Origin of the sequence: Micromonospora sp. C51, from assembly GCF_018070435.1 — a bacterium.
In the GTDB taxonomy this organism is placed as follows: Bacteria; Actinomycetota; Actinomycetes; order Mycobacteriales; family Micromonosporaceae; genus Micromonospora; species Micromonospora sediminimaris.
This window is the reverse complement of sequence record NZ_JAGPXQ010000021.1, coordinates 26,712-43,666: the sequence shown is the minus strand read 5'-3', so window position 1 is coordinate 43,666 and position 16,955 is coordinate 26,712. Positions and strand designations below refer to the sequence as shown.

Sequence of the window (16,955 nt, the reverse complement as noted above, 5' to 3'; positions counted from 1 at the left end):
AGGCTGCCCGGACCGGACAACCGACTTATTGCTTGGTGTTCCTTTTGTCAAATATTGGAGATCAGGTCTGTGACGGCATCCAAGCCTGACGTCCGCCGTTGGCTCGCCCCCGGTGCAATGGTGGTGATCCGTGACGAGGAGTGGCTGGTCCGAGCGACCGAGGACACCGCCGACGGTGTCGCGGTGCATGTGCAAGGTCTCGGTGAGCTGGTACGTGACACGACGGCGACGTTCTACGACACCCTCGACGACGTCACTCCACTGGACCCGGCTGAGGCCCGGGTCGTCGCGGACGCCAGTCCCCGATACCGCACCGCCCGACTCTGGCTGGAGTCCACCCTCCGCAAGACCGCCGTTCCGCTCGCCGATCAGTCGCTGTCGGTGGCCACTCGCGGCCTCGCCGATGCGCTCGGCTATCAGCAGGCGGCGGTCCGCAAGGCCCTGGATCCGGCGAGCCTGCGACCGCGCGTTCTGCTCGCCGACGCGGTCGGCCTCGGCAAGACCCTGGAAATCGGCATGATCCTGTCCGAGCTGGTTCGCCGTGGGCGAGGTGACCGCATTCTCGTGGTGACCCCGCGCCACGTACTGGAGCAGATGCAGCAGGAGCTGTGGACGCGGTTCGCCCTGCCGTTCGTACGCCTGGACACCGCCGGTATCCAGCGGGTCCGGCAGAAACTGCCGGCCACCCGCAACCCGTTCACCTACTACCGCCGGGCGATCATCTCCATCGACACCCTGAAGTCGGATCGCTACGTGGCCAGCCTGCGCAAACAGCGCTGGGACGCGGTCGTCATCGACGAGTCGCACAACCTGTCGAACGCCGAGACGCTCAACAACCGCCTCGCGCGGCTGCTGGCCCGCACCACGGAAGCGCTGATCCTGGCCTCCGCCACCCCGCACAACGGCAAGGCCGACTCCTTCGCCGAGTTGATCCGTATGCTCGACCCGGTCGCCGTTCCGCCGAGCGGTGAACTGAACCGGGACGAGATCCGGCGGCTCGTCGTGCGACGCCACCGGCACAGCCCGGAGGTCGCCAGCGCGGTCGGCGCCGACTGGGCCGAACGACGCGAACCGAACAACGTCCTGATACCAGCCACCCCGGAAGAGAACGCGGTCGCCAGCGAACTCGAGCACACCTGGCTGTGGCCGGGCACCGGCGGGAGTCCGTACTCGGGTGCACGCGGGACGTTCTTCCCCTGGACCTTGGCGAAGGCGTTCCTGTCGTCACCGGCGGCGTTGCAGGAGACGATCGACGGACGCATCGAACGGGTCACCAAGGACACCAAGCTGCCTGCCGATCGGGCCGAGGTCGAGCTGCGGGCGCTTCGCCACCTCGCCGACCTCAACGAGCGCACCATGCGTACGCCGTCGGCCAAGTACACCCGGCTGGTGGCGTACCTGAAGGAGATCGGCGTCGGGGCGGGCTCCGCCACCCGGGCGGTGGTCTTCGCCGAGCGCCTGGAGACGCTGCGCTGGCTGCATCGCAGCCTGCCGGGCGACCTCGGCCTCCCGAAAGACGCGGTCGAGCTGATGCACGGCGGCCTCACCGACCCCGAGCAGCAGGAACTCGTCGAACGCTTCAAGCAGGAGCAGTCGGCGGTACGCGTGCTGGTCACCGGTGACGTGGCCTCCGAGGGTGTCAACCTGCACGCCCAGTGCCACGAGCTGATCCACTACGACATCCCGTGGAGCCTGATCCGCATCGAACAGCGCAACGGCCGCATCGACCGCTACGGCCAGAAACACCCGCCGCAGATCACCGCCCTGCTGCTCGACCCGGCCAGCGAACGATTCGCCGGCGACGTTCGGGTGTTGGCAAAGCTGATCGAGAAAGAGGACGAGGCGCACACCGCCCTCGGCGACGTCGCGTCGCTGATGGGCCGCTACGACGTCAAGGGCGAAGAGGACGAGATCCGGGCGGTGCTCGCCGGCACCAAACAGCTCGACGACGTCGTCCGGCCGGTCGCCAAGGTCGCCGCCGGCACCGACCTCGCCGCGCTCTTCACCCAACTCTTCGACGCGCCAGGGCAGAGCGACGAGCCGGCTGCCGCCCCGCAGGTCGTACCGGACGACGGAGCCGGCCTTTACGACGACGAAGTCTCCTACCTTGAAGAGGCGCTGCGGGAAGCCTTCATCGACCCGACGGCGACACCGGCTCGCGGCGGAGTCGGGTGGCGCCGGGACGAGGCGTTCGGCACCGTCGAGCTGACTCCGCCGCCCGATTTGATGCAACGGCTGGAGGTGCTGCCGCAGAGCTATCTCGCCGACCGCAAGGTGACCGAGCGTCTGGTGCTCGCCACCACCGCCGCCCGGGGCAAGGACAGGTTGGCCGCCGCGCTGCGCGACGACAAGGGCACGAGCTGGCCGGACGCGCACTACCTGAGCCCGCTTCATCCGGTGCTCGACTGGGCCGCCGACCGGGCGTTGGCGGCGCTCGGCCGCAACGAGGTGTTCGCTGTCCGCGGTGAGGTGGACGCGCCGACGGTGCTGCTGCTCGGCACCCTGACCAACAAGCGCGGGCAGGTGGTCTCCACCGCGTGGCTGACCGCTCAGTTCCCCATTCCCGACGACCCGTCGTTCGCACTGGTGACCCCGCACGACTCCATCCGCGACGCGCTGCAGGTGCTCGGCTGGACCACGCCCCGGGCCAATCCGGGTGCCATCGCCACGGTGGATCACCTTCAGCCCCTGATTCGGCCGGCGGTCCATGAGGCTGCCGCCTACCTGGAGAAGACCGTCTTCGAGGCGGCCAGCCGGGACGCCCAGGAACGGGTCGACGCGTGGCGCCGCAAGCTCGACGCGTGGGACGGAGAGACGGCGGTTCTGATCCGGAGTAGCGACGCGGCGGCAAGTCGGGAACGCATCGCGGAGGAACGGAAACTGACCGAGTCGATGGCACCGGCCCGGCAACTGGTACGTCCGCTGCTGGTGGTCGTGCCCGACACCGAGGGGGAACTCCAGTGAGCAGGTCGGACGCGATCCTCGTCGGCGAAGGCTGGATCTCCGAGCACTACTTCACCACCGACGCCACCAAGGAGTCGTTCCGGGCGAAGATCCTGGAACGCCGCGCCGGATGGGACGCTGAGGAAAACGCCGGACGGTCGACACCGCGATCCCGATTCCTGGCGGCCCGCCGGAAATTGGAGGTCGACCTGGCCACCCTCTCCGAACTGTTCGACCCGGCGGCGGCCACCGAGCAGGCCGGAAGCCGAACCGCACACGAGGTGCCAGGACAGGCGCTCCGCGCGGTGCGCGACATCCTCGGTCTCGACACGCCGGGCCTGATCGTCTCCGAATCCGGGCCGCTCAGCCGGGTTTCCTCAGCCGGCGCATCGGGTTCGGCACCGCTGGTCGTGCTCGCCGCCCTTCCGGTGGCTGCGATCGAGGAACTGCTCGCCCGCGACGCGGTCACCCTCGGAGAGGCGGTTCAGCTCACCGAAGACGGCGAGGAGATCAAGAGCGCGGCCCGGCTGCTCTCCGCGCTCTTCGTCGCCGACAACGCACCCGAGTTGGCGCTGGTTCTGGCCGGCCGGTGGGCGCTGCTCGCCGAACGCGAACGCTGGGCCGAAGGCCGCTACCTCGCCGTCGACCTGCAATCGGTCTGCGAACGCAACGACACCAGGAAAGGCGGAGAAATCGACCGGGCGCTGGCCTGCCTCTGCGCCGAGTCGATCGCCCCGGACGCGGACGGCAAGCTGTGGTGGCACGGCGTGCTGGAGGCGTCGGTCAAACACACCGTCGGCGTCTCCCAGGACCTTCGCGACGGCGTACGCCTCTCCATCGAGATCGTCGCCAACGAGGTCGTCGCTCGCCGCCGCGCCAAAGGCCTGCCGCCGCTGCCGAAATCCGAGGCGCAACCGTTGGCCCGGCAGTCGCTGCGCTTCCTCTACCGGATCCTGTTCCTGCTCTACGCCGAGGCGTCGCCGGAGTTGGGCGTTCTCCCGGTCGGCGCACCCGAGTACGACCAGGGATACAGCCTCGACCGGCTGCGTGAGCTGGTGCAGGTCGAGCTGGCCACACCCCGGGCCCGCGCCGGCACCCACCTCTACGAGTCGCTCGGCGTACTGTTCCGCCTGGTCGACAAGGGCCACACCCCGGCCGTGACCGAGGAGAGCGCCACGCTCGCTGCCGGGCTGGTCTTCAACCCGCTGCGCGCCGACCTGTTCCGCCCCGAAGCCACCGCCCACATCGACGAGGTGGGGCTGGGCAACGCCGCCGTCCAGCAGGTGCTGGCGCATCTGCTGCTCAGCAAGGAACAACGCGGCAGGGATCGAGGCTTCATCTCGTACGCCGAACTGGGCATCAACCAGCTCGGCGCGGTCTACGAGGGCCTGATGTCGTACACCGGCTTCTTCGCCGACACCGACCTCTACGAGGTCGCGAAGAACGGGGACGGGTCGAAGGGCTCCTGGGTGGTGCCGGTGGAACGAGCCGACGGCATCGCCGCCACCGACTTCGTCACGACCATCGACTCGGGGACCGGCGAGCGGCGGCCGGTGCTACACCACCAAGGAACGTTCGTGTTCCGCCTGGCCGGCCGGGAACGCCAGCAGTCGGCCTCCTACTACACCCCCGAGGTGCTGACCCGCTTCACCGTCGGACAAGCCCTGGAAGAGCTACTCACCGACGACACCCCCGCCGAGCAGATCCTCACAACGACGATCTGCGAGCCGGCACTCGGCTCGGGAGCATTCGCCATCGAAGCGGTCCGGCAACTCGCCGACGAATACCTCAAGCGCCGCCAAAAGGAGCTTGAGCAACGTATCGACCCGGACGAGTATCCGAAGCGCTTACAGGAGGTCAAGGCGTACCTGGCGCTGCACAACGTCTACGGCGTCGATCTCAACGAAACCGCAGTCGAACTCGCCGAGATCTCCCTCTGGCTGGACACCATGGTCGAGGGCCTGTCCGCACCGTGGTTCGGCCTGCACCTGCGCCGCGGCAACTCACTGATCGGCGCCCGCCGCGCCGTCTACCGCCGCAGCCAGGTCACCGACAAATCGTGGCTGGGCGCGGTGCCGCAGAAGGTGCCGCTGACCCGGCTGGCAGAGGATATCGACGCCGGCAAGGTCGCCGCCGACGGCGTCCACCACTTCCTGCTACCCGCCGACGGCTGGGGTTCGGCCGCCGACGCGAAAGAGGCCGCCGCCCTGGCTCCGGACGCCGCGACCCGCCTCAAGAAATGGCGCGGCCGCACCAAGACCAAACCCAGCAAAACCCAGGTCGATGCGTACGCCGAGCTGGCACACCGAGTCGAGACGCTGTGGCAGATCGCCTACCGCCGACTGACGATCGCCGAGCAGGAGATCCGCCGATCGATCCCGGTCTGGGGCGTAAACGAGCTACCGGCCGGCGGGAACGTCCAGCGAGAACAGATCGAACGAGCCCTTGCCGACGAAGAGGGCGCCTACCGGCGGCTGCGCCGAGCGATGGACGCCTGGACCGCGCTCTGGTTCTGGCCCCTCACCGACACCTCTACCACTGTGAACGGTCAGGTGATTGAACCACCGACGGTCACCGAATGGATCGCCGGTTTGCAGGCGCTGCTGGGGCGCAACCCGGACATACACAAGCGCAAGCCGGTCGAACTGCGGTTCGGCGCCGACATGGACTGGGACGAGCTCGGCAAGGCCGAACAACTGGACCTGGGCTTCGCCAGCGCCGGGTCCATCGACGAGGTGCTACAGAAGCATCCCTGGCTGGTGGTCTGCGAGCGGATTGCCCGACGGCAGGGCTTCCTCCACTGGAACCTCGACTTCGTCACGGTCTTCGCCCGAGGCGGCTTCGACCTACAAGTCGGCAACCCGCCGTGGGTGCGACCCGACTGGAAGCCAGAGCTGGCTCTTGCTGAGTACGAACCACGCTGGATCCTCGTCAACGAGTCAGCAGCTTCGCGTGTAGTATCTCCGCTCCGAACTCTTCACGACCTCGAAGAAGCCGAAAGTGCCGACTACTTTGACGAGCTAGTCGCAATGGTGGCCGGTCGCGCCCTTCTATCGGATCCATTGCTGTTTCCGCACCTTGCAGGGTTGCGAACAGACCTTTACAGATGCTTTATCGAGCATTGCTGGAGCGCCACCTCTCATGGCGGCGTTTCTGCACTGATACATCCTGAAACACACTTCACCGACGAGAAAGCGAACACGATTCGCCGAGCTGCCTATCGACGACTTCGCCGACATTGGCAGTTCAAGAACGAGCTGAAGTTGTTTGAGGTAGGAAATCAGGTCATTTACGGCATTCATGTATATGGCGCCGAGGAGTCAGGCCCAAGCTTTCTGCACGCCACCTCACTGTATCATCCAACCACAATCGAGCGTTCGCTGGTTCACGACGGCTCAGGAGATGAGCCAGGACTCAAGGACGAGGACGGAAATTGGGACCTCCGGCCCCATGCTTCACGGGTAAGCACCATAGACATGCAGGTTCTCGAAGCATGGAACGATTTACTGGAGGGCGAAAGTGCCGAATCTGCGCGGATGGTATATCTGGTAAACGGATCGGTTGAATCCGTCCTAGCAAAGGTAAATTCCCTCTCACGACTAGATGCTACTAATCTATACCATTCCCTCGGATGGGACGAAACCGCCGAGGAGCGGCGTGGACGTATCACAAAGACGTGGGGACATCGTTCAACCTGGGAGGATGTCATCTTGCAGGGTCCTCACTTCTACGTCGCTACGCCGCTATCGAAAACGCCCAACAGCACGATGCGCAGCAACCGCGATTGGGGCTATGTCGACTTGGAGGAAATTCCGGCCGACTTCGTCCCTCCATCGAACTATACACGCGCAGTGGAGCGGGAAGATTTCCGCAAAGCGTATATCCGATGGCGAGTTGATGGGCAATCAGTTTTGGCATCCGACCACTATCGCGTGGCATGGCGGAGCATGGCGCGTCCCGGAAATGAGAGGACGCTCATTGCGTCGATAATCCCTCCCGGGCCTACCCATCTAACCCAAAGCGTCTACTCTGCGGGACTTCCTGTCGGAGATTTGCGCGTCTTGTCAGATGTTGCAGGCTGGCTCTCGTCTCTCTTGTGCGATTTCCTAGTCCGAGCAGCACCCAAGTCAAGTGTTCCCAGAAGCATCATAAATCGCCTTCCGTATGTTCCGAACCCTGAACTAGCGAGTGATCTCCGGGTTCGGGTTCTGCGACTTAGTGCGCTCACCGATGCCTACGCGGAGATCTGGGAGACCGTATATGAAGAGTCGTTCAGAGAGTGTCGATGGGTAGGGGGGATTGACTACGAGGACCGCCGCCCACTGGGCTCCATTGGCCCAACCTGGGACAAAACCGTCCCACTGAGGATGGCATCCGATCGGCGACAAGCGATGGCCGAAGTCGACGCTCTTGTTGCGGTTATTGCGGGCATTTCGGCGGACGAACTATGCTCCCTTTACCGAACTCAATTCGGGGTTCTCTACGGCTACGACCGGAACGTCTACTACTACGACACCAACGGCCGGCTGGTGCCGAACTCGGTGCTCACCGTGTGGCGGAAGAAGGGCGATCGGATCACTGCGGAGGAGCGGACCGCGACGAACCAGGCCGGCTACACCTACACCTACGAGCTGCCGTTCGTCACCCTGGACCGGGAGGCGGACATGCGGCAGGCGTACGCGGTCTTCGAGCAGCGGCTGCGGGAGCGGCAGTGACCGAATTACTGCCCACCTTCCAGGCAGCCAGGATCCAGCATGCGCTGGTCGACTACCTGACCACGACGTTCGGGCTGACCGACGGGGACGCCCGGGACGGCCTGGACCGGTTTCTCTCCGACCCGGACACGGGCATGTTCAAGGGCCCGTACGTGCGGTTGCGGCTGCCGTTTCGCCCGGCCGACGAGGGGTGGCGGGCCAGCCTGGAGTGGTACGAGGGGTTCCCGCCGTACGGGCATCAGGCGGCGGCGTTCGCCCGGTTGGCGTCGGCGGTGGACGGTCAGCCGCGCCGGCCGTTGCCGACGCTGGTGACCACCGGCACCGGTTCCGGTAAGACCGAGGCGTTCCTGCATCCGATTCTCGACCATGTGCTGCGGTCCCGGCGTGCCGGGGTGACCGGCACCAAGGCGCTGATCCTGTATCCGATGAATGCGCTCGCCAACGACCAGGCGGCGCGGCTGACCAAGCTGCTCACCACCGAGCCGGCGTTGGCCGGGGTGACGGCGGCGCTCTACACCGGGCAGGCGACCGCTACCCGCATGGCGGTCACCCCCGATGGGCTCATCAACGATCGTGCGGTCATCCGGGAGATCGCGCCGGACTTGCTGCTCACCAACTACAAGATGCTCGACCAGTTGCTGTTGCGCGCCGAGGATCAGGAGCTGTGGCGGCAGTCCGCGACCAGTCTGCGCTACCTGGTGCTGGACGAGTTCCACACCTACGACGGTGCGCAGGGCACCGACGTGGCGATGTTGCTGCGCCGGCTCGGTCTGGCTTTACAGAGTCACTGGCGCGACGACGATCCGTTGATCGACGAGGCGGCCCGCAGCCGTCCGCTGGGTCTGATGACGCCGGTCGCCACGTCCGCGACACTCGGTGACAAGGGCGACCCGTCGGTCATGCGTGGGTTCGCCGGCACCGTCTTCGGGGAACGGTTCGACTCGACGTCGGTGGTCACGGAGACCCGGCTCAGCCTGGCGGAGTGGACCGACGGCGCGGCCCAGGCGGTGGCGGCAGCCGGGTTCGCCCCGGTCGCCGTGGGCGAGCTACGCGCCGCCGGGCTCCGGCGACTGCCGGAGGTGAGCCCGGACTCCTCCGGCGAGGAGGCCGCGTACGCCGTACTCGGACTGCTCTATGGGGTGACCAGCGACAAGCTGGCCGGCGCGACACCTGAGCTGCTGTCGGCGTTGTGCCGGGCGCATCCGCTCGTGGTCGAGCTGGCCCGCACGGCCGGTCAGGCTGTCGCCCTCAGCGATCTCACCCTGCGGGTGTTCGGCCCGCAAGACGAGCCGGAGCCGGCCGAGGCGCTGCTGTCGCAGGTGTTGGCGATGCTGGGGCACGTACGCAAGGTCGTCGGCCGGGATGCGCTCTCGGTCGAGGCGCACCTGTGGGTGCGGGAGCTGACCCGCATCGACCGGTCCGCGACGGCGAGGGCGGCGTTCCGGTGGAGCGACGACGGTCCGCCGGTCGCTGCGGACGAGGCCGAGGAGGCCCGGCCGTCCTTTCCCGCGATCTACTGTCGGCATTGCGGGCGCTCCGGCTGGGGTGTCGGTCTCGCGCCGGTGGGCGACAGCCTCGCCCCGGACGACGAGGGCATTCGCCGGCAGCACGCCACCCGGGAGGGACGGTTCCGGCCCCTGCTGTACGCGCCCGCTGAGGCAATCGTCCCGTCCGACGGCGAGAAGCCGCCCGATGGACTGGTGTGGTTCGCGATTCGCAGCCGGGAGTTGCTGCACCGGGTCGCCGAAGACGATCCTGATCTTCGTGACGGCTGGGTCCTGCCGGTGCTCACCAACGTGGGTGCCGCCGCCGACGAACTCAGCCGCAAGGACACCTGCCCGTCGTGCGGGCAGGAGGACGGCATCCGGTTCCTCGGCAGCGCCATCGCCACGCTGCTGTCGGTGTCGCTGTCGACCCTGTTCGGGGCGCCGAAGCTGGCACCCGAGGAGAAGAAAGCCCTGGTCTTCACCGACTCGGTGCAGGACGCGGCGCACCGGGCAGGGTTCGTGCAGGCTCGGTCGCACATCTTGACGCTACGTTCGGTGCTGCGCGAAGCCGTCGTGGACGGCGCGCTGACTCTCGACCGGCTGGTCGAGGAGGTGCTGGCCCAGGCCGGCGACGATCCGGTCCGACGGTACCGGCTGCTGGCCCCGGAATGCGCCGACCGAGAATCCTTCACCCCGTTCTGGCAGGAGTCGAGGCAGCGGGCGGTCAAACCGTCGGTGCAGTCGCGGGTGCGTAAACGGTTGGCCCTCGACGCGGCCCTCGAGTTCGGCTTGAACTCGCGTACCGGCCGCACCCTGGAACTGACCGGATCCGTCACCGTCGAGGTGGAGGCTGGGCTGCCGGCGCGCGTCGCCGGCCTGGCCCGAGCCGCGTTGAGCGGCACCTCGTGGCAGGAACGTCTGGGCGAGGCGGGCGTCGGCGACGCCGCGCTGGTGCAGTGGGTACGCGGTGTCCTGGACCGGATGCGGGTCCAGGGTGCAATCGACCACCCGTGGTTCAACCGCTACCGGGCGGAGGACGGTCGCCGCTGGTCGATCTGGGGTGGCCGGGACCGGAGCGAGGGCATGCCGGCGTTTCCCCGCGACCGCCCCGCCCCCGCTTACCCGAAGGTCGGCGGTTCCACCGATTCCGGCGGTCTCGACCCGGTGACCTCGGCACAGTCCTGGTACGCCCGCTGGACCTCGCGGCTGCTCGACATCTCCCCGCTCGACGGTGGTCGGCTCGCCCGGGCGTTGTTCGACCGCCTCGCCCGCGACGGTGTGCTCACCACGACGACCAGCCAGTCCGGCGCGACCGTCTACGCCCTGCCGGTGTCCGGGGTGGTGGTGGCTCCCACGCACGAGGACGACCTCGTCGCCGGGCGGCACCTGCTGGTCTGCGACACCTGTCGGGCCGGCACCCCGGGCAGCCTCGTCACCGTCGACCAGCTGACGGACGCACCCTGTCTGAACGTGCGTTGTCGCGGACGGCTGCGCCAGCAACCGATGTCGCCGAAGAACTTCTACCGAAGTCTGTACGCGTCGCCGGACATGCGCCGGGTCGTCGCCCGGGAACACACCAGCCTGCTCGACGACACGACCCGGCTGGCGTACGAGGACGGTTTCCGGGACGCGGCGACCAGTCCTCAGTCGCCGAACGTCCTGGTCGCCACGCCCACCCTGGAAATGGGCATCGACATCGGCGACCTGTCGGCGGTCATCCTCGCCTCGCTGCCCCGTACCGTCGCCTCCTACCTGCAGCGGGTCGGGCGGGCGGGCCGACTCACCGGCAACGCCTTTGACCTGGCCTTCGTCACTGGTCGTGGCGAACACCTACCGAAGATCGGCGACCCGTTGTCGGTGATCGACGGCGAGGTGCGACCGCCGGCCACCTACCTTGCCGCCGAGGAGATTCTGCGCCGGCAGTACACGGCGTATCTGATCGACGCGTTCGCGCGGGAACCCGGGCGCCGTCGTCCGCGCAAGGCCAGCGGGGCAATCGGTTCGTACGCACCGGGCACTTTCCTCGGCGACCTGGTGTCGCACGCCGAGCAGTCGTGGGAGACGGATCTGGACCGGTTCGCCGCCATGTTCGACGAGCTACCCGTCGAGGTGGTGGACCGGCTTCGCGACTGGCTGAAACCGGTCGCGGGTCCGGGCAGCAGCGGCTTCGCCCGCCGCGTTCGCGACGCCAGTGACCGGTGGCGACAGACCGTGGCACTGCTCGAAGAGCGGCAGGCGGCGATCACGGAACTGCTGCCCGAGTTGGAGGCCCGGGTGCAGTCGCCGGCGGCGACCGACGACGACAAGCAGGCGCTGCGGTCGGCACAGGCGACCCGACAGTTGACCAGAGGGCAGCTCGCTCATCTACGGAGCAGCTACTGGATCGGAGTCCTGGAAGAGTACGGGCTGCTGCCCAACTACACCCTGCTCGACGACAGCGTCACCCTGGACGTCGGCCTGTCCTGGATCGACCCCGACGACGGCAAGTACCGCTACGACAGCGCCCAGTTCCAACGAGGTTCGGCCCAGGCCCTGCGGGAGTTCGCCCCCGGGGCCACCTTCTACGCGCGTGGTTGGGAAATCGAGATCGATGCGGTGGACCTCGGCCTGGACGGTGCGTCGATCCGCACCTGGGCGCTCTGCCCCGCCTGCGGTCACGGCTGCGACATCGCCGCGACCGGCCGCGAGAGTGTTCCCGTCGCCTGCCCGCGCTGCGGCAGCCGGGGCATTCACGACACCGGGCAGCGCCTCGACGTCGTCGAACTCACCCGAGTCTCGGCCGAGGTACGCCGAGACGAGGTCGCCATCTCCGACCGCCACGACGAACGCGGTCGCGTCGCATTCCAGATCGTGACCGCCGCGGATGTCTCCCCCGAGCACATGGACGACCGACGGTTCGTCGAAGGAACCGGGCTGGGCTGGGTCCACCTGCGGTCGGTCGACATCCGATGGCTCAACCTCGGACCGGCCGGTCACGGCACGACCCGAACCATCGCCGGTGCCGAGCGGCAGGGAACCCTCTTCCGAGTCTGCTCCGGCTGTGGAAAGCGCGACACCGAGAGCGGCCGCAACCGCGCCCACGAGCACCGTCCATGGTGTCCGCACCGGACCGCCCCGAACGAGGTGACCAGCACCGTCGCGTTGTCCCGGACCCTGCGTACCCAGGGGCTGTTGATCCGGCTGCCGCACACGGTCAGCCTCGGCGACGACTTCGCAGTCCCGAGCCTGTCCGCGGCGCTGCTGCTCGGACTACGGGAACAAATGGGCGGTCACCCCGACCACATCCGGGTCGAGCAGGTCGTCGACCCGACGCTGTCCGACGGCAACGACAACCACGACGCGATCCTGCTGCACGACACCGTGCCCGGTGGCACCGGTTACCTGGCCGGCATCGCCGAGCCGGACCACCTGCGCGAGCTGCTGGTCCTTGCCTGGGACCGGGTCCGGGACTGCCCCTGCCGCCACGAGGAGCGTCTCGCCTGCCATCGCTGCCTGCTACCGTTCACCGCACCGGGAGTGACCCGGCGAGTTTCGCGGGCATCGGCCGAGCGTCACCTCCGTACCCTGCTCGGGTTGCCTGCCGACGTTCAGACGGCCGAGGACACGACCTGGACGGTGACCAAGCTGGCTCCACGCGAAGAACCCGAGTCACATCTGGAACGCTCCTTCCACCGCGTGTTCCTCGGTCGGCTACGACGCATCGGCGCCGCCGTCACCGAGACCCCGTCGCCGGTAGGCAACACAGCCCGGTTCACCCTGCCCGGCACACACCGGCAATGGACCCTCAGCCCGCAGGTCAACGTCGCGGACTCCCGGCCGGACTACCTGCTGAAGACCGGCGACATGAACGTGCCCGACATCGCGATCTTCACGGACGGGCGGGCCTACCACGCGACCGCCGCGGTCAACCGCCTCGCCGACGACGCCGTCAAGCGGGCCCACCTGCGCGAGCTGGGCATCCTGGTCATCGCACTGACCAGCGCCGACGTCGCCGCCGCCGAGACCGCCACGAACGTCGCACCGCCATGGTGGAATCCGGCCCTGGCCGGCAGCCTGATGAACGTCCCCGGCTTCCAGGCCCCGCCGGAAACCTACAAGGCCCTGGGACACGGCATGGTCGACTGGCTCGTCGGCTGGGTTCGCGATCCCAACCCGGCTGCGGTGCAGGCCGCCGCCCGAGCCGTGCCCATGTTCCTGTCGGCCGGGGCCCAACCGATCCAGACCTACACCACGGTCGCCCTTCCGCAGATTGGTCGAGCAGCGCTGCTCGGGGAGGACCTACCCGCCGGTGAACGCCGGGTCCACCTGCGCCGCTTCGGATCCCTCGCGGCGGTCATCGAGATGACAGGCGGCGGTGTCGAGGTCGCCGTGGTGCTCGACGACCGCAGCGAGATGCTCGGCGACAACCACGCCGATTCCTGGCGGTCCTGGCTGCGGCTCGCTAACGCGCTCGGCCTGCGCGACTGGCCGACGACTGTGACAACGACCAGTCTGGTCGAGCCGGTGACCGCGCAGCCGGACCAGGCCGGACCGGGCCGACCGGTCGGAGCCTGGGCCGACGCCTACGACGCGGCGTTGACCGAGAACGAGAAGGAACTGATCAGCGCGCTGGCCGGCGAGAACGTCGCACCGCCCACCATCGGCGCGGAAGGGCCCGACGGCATCCCGCTCGACGTCTGCTGGCCCGCTCTCCGGGTGGCCGTCGCCTTCGCCCACATGTCGCAACAGGACCGGAGCGACCTGGCCCAGCACGGCTGGCACCTGGTGGAACCCGACCCCGCCAAGGTCGTCACCGTCCTGACTCGCGCCGCCGCCGAGACGGACGAAGGAGACTGATGCCGACCATCATCATGGGAAAACTCGCCAGCAAGATCGATGGATCGGTCCGTGGCAAGGCGATGAGCTTCCTGCAGAAACTCGGGGCCGACGACACCACCCCCGGCCTGCACATCGAACCCATCCAGCACAGCGCCGACCCGCGGGTTCGCACCGGACGGGTCGACGAGTTCTGGCGGGCCGTCATGTTCCGGCTCGACGGTGACGGCGACACCCATTACGTCATCCACGGCATCTGGCCGCACGACGACGCCATTGCCACCGCGCAGCGTGTACGCCTGAAGGTCAACCCGATCAACGGTTTGCCCCAGGTGGAGGAGATCGAGCCGGCGTTCGTCCCCGTACCGCCGCCCTCCGCGACCACAGACCCGGAGTCGGCGAAGCCGTTGTTCGCTCGCCTCGGTCACGCACACGCCGACCTGATGGACAAACTCGGTCTGCCCGAGGACGTCGCCACCCAGGCAGCGGCAGCCGCAGACGAGGACGTCATACTCGCGCTCGCCGAACGTCACGACGGTTGGATCGGCACCATCCTGGTCGACTTGGCGGCCGGCGACGACATCGACGCGATCGTCCAGCGGATGCAGTTGGAGAAGACCTCCTCGTCCGACGACGACGCCGACGTGCTGCAGTCCCTCAAACGGCCGGCGGCTGCCCTGCAATACGCATTCATCGACGGCCAGGAAGAACTCCGCCGCGTCATCGAAGGCGGAGACTTCGGCGCCTGGCGCATCTTCCTGCACCCCGAGCAGCGCCGCTACATCGACCGGCCGTACAACGGGCCGTTCCGGCTCGCTGGCGGCGCCGGCACCGGCAAGACCGTCGTCCTCGTCCACCGGGGGCGTGCCCTCGCCCAACGCGACCCAGCGGCCCGAATCGTCCTCACCACCTTCACCACCAACCTCGCCGACGCACTCGGCGACAGCCTCACCCAGCTCGACCCACGAGTGCCCCAGACCAAGACGCTCGGACAACCGGGCGTGTACGTGACCGGCGTGGACGCGCTCGCCGCCGCCGTGTTGCGGACCGCAGGAATCGGTCTAGCGCCGGCCATGCGCGACGTCCTCGGCGAGGAGCGCGCGGCGCCGCTGTCGCGCACCGCACCGAACCTGTGGCGTGAGGTCGTCGAATCGACCGGCACGTCGCTTCCGCCAGAGATCGCCAACGAGACGTTCCTGGCCACCGAGTACGCGCACGTCGTCCTTCCGAACAAGGTGCACGACGAGACCGGCTACCTGCGGGTGCGCCGGCCAGGACGAGGCGTCGCCCTGGACCGCGCCAGACGCCGAGCCGTCTGGGCGCTGATCGACTCCTACCGGGAACGCTGCCGGATCGACGGCAGCCTCGACTTCACCGAGGCCGCCGCTGTCGCCGCGGCACACCTGACCGCAGGCGGGGATCGCCCGGCCGATCATGTGCTGGTAGACGAAGGGCAAGACCTCTCCCCCACCCAGTGGCTCCTGCTCCGGGCCGCCGTCGAGGAACGCCCCGACGACCTGTTCATCGCCGAGGACTCACACCAGCGCATCTACGGCAGCCGCGTCGTGCTCGGGCGCTACGGCATCGCCATCGTCGGGCGCTCCCAGCGGTTGACACTCAACTACCGCACCACCGCACAGAACCTGCGCTACGCCATGGCGATGCTGGACGGCAGCCAGTACGTCGACCTGCAGGACGAGCCGGAAAGCACGGGCTACCGATCCGCCCGAAGCGGTCCCGCGCCCATCGAAGTGGTCGTCGACTCGCTCTCGGAGGAACTCCACGCCATCGTTCGCCACGTCCGCTCGTGGCTCGACGCCGGAGACGCCCCGGAGACCGTGGCGGTCCTGGTACAGGATCGGTTCCACCGCGACCGCGTCGTCACCGCCCTCACCGAACAGGGAGTGGACGCCCGCGCCGTCGACCGCGACCGCCCACCGACCGGCCGAGTGCCGGTCCTGACGATGCACCGGGCCAAGGGCACCGAGTTCTCCAAGGTCGTACTGGCCGCCGGCAAACCAGCGCTAGCCGAACTCGAACGCCTCGCCGGGCTGGATCCCGCCGAGCGAGCAGACGCCGAACTTCGGGGTCGTTCACTGAGATACGTCGCGGCCACCCGGGCCCGCGACCAACTCGTCGTAGTGAAACGCATCTGATGCGATGACCTGCAGTGAAGTGCCCGCAGTTCCGGAGATGCTCGCGGAGGCTGTCGGGACGAGGGCTACCGTGGAGACCGCGCCACCACATCATCCGCGTTCCGGCCGGTGCCGCAGCAGTTCGTCGCGCCAAGGCACCTCGGACATGACCGCGACATGGCCCCGGCTCCCAGATCTCCACCCAAACTCGGATTGCATTTCACCAGTCGACGGGAGCCTCTCCAGCTCCCAGCAGAGGTACCACCCGAGTTGTCACCCCGCCTGGTCGGACGCTGATGCGGTAGGGAAACTGCCGACACACCCATCCCGCCAAGATCACAGGCGGCGCATGGACCTATACTGTCCGTCAGTTTCTAGGTGCTGCGTGCGCCGTGTAGCTCTCCAAGGTCTGTTGGGAGTACCGAGTGCGAAGACTGCGTCATCTCATTGCCATTCCCCTTGCGTTCCTGGTGACTCTGTTGATCTCGAAAGTGGCTCTTTCGGCCTTCTGGCCGGGCAGCACCCTCAGCTCTACTGTCTGGTCCGTTGTGATTGGACTCGCGTCGGCGGTCGCCACCGCCGCCGCGACCGCAGCCACGACCGCGAAACCAGTCCCGCCCTCTTCCGCCGCACCTGAGGATCGAGCTACCTACCAAGTGTCCGCAACGGACAGCAGCATTGCCATCGGCCAGAACAGCGGGTCGATCGTGTTCAACGCCGAAAGACGAGCCCGGCGTGACTGAGTCTTCGGTACTCCCCAGCGATTCTGAAGGACGACAAGCCGCAGGGTCCACAACCAGCCAGTTCGCCGTCTCTGCAACCGGCCAAAGCTTGGGCATCGGCCAAAACCATGGGGACAT

4 protein-coding genes are annotated in these 16,955 nt (G+C 67.8%); all 4 read left to right on the top strand.

The window, feature by feature from the left end; translation table 11 throughout:
* Nucleotides 1-117: 117 nt before the first annotated feature.
* The 4 genes from KBX50_RS20310 to KBX50_RS20295 are packed head-to-tail and all read left to right on the top strand — an operon-like array spanning nucleotide 118 to nucleotide 16,116.
* Nucleotides 118-2,964 carry a helicase-related protein gene (locus KBX50_RS20310; protein ID WP_210938926.1) on the top strand — a complete coding sequence of 949 codons (2,847 nt, stop codon included), beginning with the start codon at nucleotides 118-120 and terminating at the stop codon, nucleotides 2,962-2,964.
* Nucleotides 2,961-7,658 carry a class I SAM-dependent DNA methyltransferase gene (locus KBX50_RS20305; protein WP_210938870.1) on the top strand — a complete coding sequence of 1,566 codons (4,698 nt, stop codon included), beginning with the start codon at nucleotides 2,961-2,963 and terminating at the stop codon, nucleotides 7,656-7,658. Before KBX50_RS20310 ends, KBX50_RS20305 begins: the two co-directional genes overlap by 4 nt.
* A complete protein-coding gene (locus KBX50_RS20300) occupies nucleotides 7,655-13,981 on the top strand; it encodes a DEAD/DEAH box helicase (protein WP_210938868.1) in 6,327 nt (2,108 codons plus the stop codon). The genes KBX50_RS20305 and KBX50_RS20300 overlap by 4 nt, the downstream gene beginning before the upstream one ends.
* Nucleotides 13,981-16,116 (top strand): UvrD-helicase domain-containing protein, encoded by a 2,136-nt coding sequence (locus KBX50_RS20295; protein ID WP_210938867.1) that lies wholly within the window; start codon nucleotides 13,981-13,983, stop codon nucleotides 16,114-16,116. Before KBX50_RS20300 ends, KBX50_RS20295 begins: the two co-directional genes overlap by 1 nt.
* The last annotated feature ends 839 nt before the right edge of the window (nucleotides 16,117-16,955 follow it).

Excerpts from the sequence above, each read along its gene's own strand:
- KBX50_RS20310 (WP_210938926.1), top strand. The coding sequence starts at position 118 with ATGGTGGTGATCCGTGACGAGGAGTGGCTGGTCCGAGCGACCGAGGAC.
- KBX50_RS20295 (WP_210938867.1), top strand. The coding sequence starts at position 13,981 with ATGCCGACCATCATCATGGGAAAACTCGCCAGCAAGATCGATGGATCG.